This is a genomic window from Streptomyces beigongshangae, assembly GCF_019710745.1.
Classification (GTDB): Bacteria; Actinomycetota; Actinomycetes; order Streptomycetales; family Streptomycetaceae; genus Streptomyces; species Streptomyces beigongshangae.
In genome coordinates this window covers 1-2,206 of the sequence record NZ_JAHKJW010000156.1, presented here as the reverse complement: position 1 = coordinate 2,206, position 2,206 = coordinate 1, and the positions used below count along the sequence as shown (strand labels likewise).

The window sequence follows — 2,206 nt, the reverse complement described above, 5'->3', positions numbered from 1 at the left end:
CGTCGTTCCACCGATCTGTCCAACACGCGGCCAGCACCGTCAGGCTGGAAAAGGCTCTGTGATGTCGGCCTTGCTCACCATCGGCTACATGGATTTCGCATTTCGTAAGCTAGGCGTCAACGTAAAGCGGCCACCGTCAGCTCATGGCGGCGACTGGATAGATCACTTGGCTTGGGGAACCGACAGCGTTTACGCTGCGGCACGGCTGCTCTTCTGTGGACAGTTCCTAGGCGCTGCCACCATCTTGAGGTCTCAGTTCGAGAGGTGGGCTGAAAATGCCGCCTACAACACCGGCGTCGTACACAAACAGGGAGAATCTGCAGCCAGTTACGCAGGACGTGCATGGGCGAAATGCCACGCTAATTATCCATTCGCTCGGCGATCGATACGCCCTGTGGACTCCATCACTGATATTGCAGCACGACCTTCATGGGATGAAGAAGTCGAACAGCACTCCTCAGAAGGTCCCTCAATCACCATTGGCCCCGATTACACTGTTCACCCCGTTCAACTGATGGAGTCCATGTCAAACTTCCTCCATGGGCGTGGCCCGTGGGTTGATCTGATGTATTGGGAATCCGGTCAGCTACTCAGCGCACAAGCACCGAATTCACTAGCTGGTGCGTCGGAGGCGCTTTCGGACGTTATAACGCTCGTCCTGCGTCAGATTCGGCTGTGCCTAGCCGCCCTTGCTGAAGAGCAAGGCATGAACGACCTCCCACTCAAAATACTTTCTTTCTCCCTCGAGAGACAGAACGGAGGCGAAGAACCTCCCAGACCTCAGTCCTTGTACCCCCTGCTACCCACCAGCGGCCTCCAGGCAGGAACAGTAGCCGGCCTGGAGGATGCAGCAAAAGCGCACAGTAAGGTGATGCAAGGAAAGCGACCAGCTGGAAGGCTTTACCGGGATGACGAATTCGCCCACCTGCACTTTTACGAGCGCCGAGCCCGAGCAGCTAATTGGGCACTGACTGCATTCGATATGGAGAAAGAAAGCAACGGCGAACTCGACTTCAAGTACCTAGACGGCCGGAACTTCCGCTACATCGTTGCTAGTGAGATGGCGGGGATTATCTCTGTCTGGCTCAATGGAACTCCTACAGGAGACGCTGCTGTATCCTGCTCTTCAGCTTTGCGTACAGCCTATTGGCTTTGGCTCGAAGACGACGACCGAGCCCTGGCTTCCCTCCGTATCGTCTTAGAACAATGCGCTCGAATGAGAGTATGGACCGAAAAACCAGAAAAAGCAGAAAAGCTACAATCGTCGTCGGCCACTACACCAAAGGATTGGGTAAAGGCAGCTGGATGGAACCGCCTCAGCGCATTGACTAGGGCCCTCGGTGAGTTCTCCCACTCTCACGCGAACGTCCGCCTTGATGGCGCGCGGGAGATCCTCGAAAAAATCCAAAGGGAAGACTTGGATGCAGAAGACAGCATCCATTTGGCTAGAGGGCACGCTCTCGATGCTCTAACTATCTTGTTACTGGGTGAGTCAATCAACACGGCGAAGAAACTGTCTTCCTCGATCGGGAATGCCTTCATGGAAATAGTCGATGACGTGTTGATGGATAAAGACGTCCTTGCCAAAAACAGGGAAGACCTACTCAACCGGACTCTGGCTCAGAAAGACGCCCCCAGGGGGGATTACTCATTTCATGGACCCGCAAGTGCACTGCGCCAAGATCGGAAAATGAAGAATTCATAGGACACATGATGGGCGTCATGCATTTCTGCGTCATTGGCCTTTCACCGGGCTGACGTCCTCATGGGGTGGTGTGGTCTGGTTCCAGAGATGATCCGGACAGCAGTTTGAAGCAACTAGTTACCTGATTCTGTCAAAGGTACGTGCTGCATCACCTGATGCAGAGTCACCAACCTGAGCCACCCCTCCCCGCCTCGTGCTGCTGCTTGTGGCGTGAGCCCGGTGGGGTGGGCCGCGCGAAGCGTGGCACGCCTTGCGCGTAGGGGAATTGAGCGGGTCGCCGTGAGTGGCTGGAGCGCAGCGGAGGCCACCGGCTGGCCGGAGGCCGGCTGTGCCTCGCAACGCGAGGCGCCTGCCCTGCGGTTGGCGGTTCGCGCGGAGCGCGTGCCGCTTGGCGGTGAGCGGAGCGAGCCGCCTCCGCTCACGCGGAGCGGGAGCGGCCGGGGTGCTCCGCACCCCGGCTCGCTTTCTTCGGGCGTAGCCCGAAGGGACCCGCTCCGCGGG

1 protein-coding gene is annotated in these 2,206 nt (G+C 57.6%); it reads left to right on the top strand.

Features of this window, described 5'->3' with window-relative positions; genetic code table 11:
• Positions 1-1,705: hypothetical protein (locus tag KM933_RS38570; RefSeq protein WP_221362291.1), on the top strand; the 1,705-nt coding region annotated here is incomplete at its 5' end.
• Between the last annotated feature and the right edge of the window lie 501 nt (positions 1,706-2,206).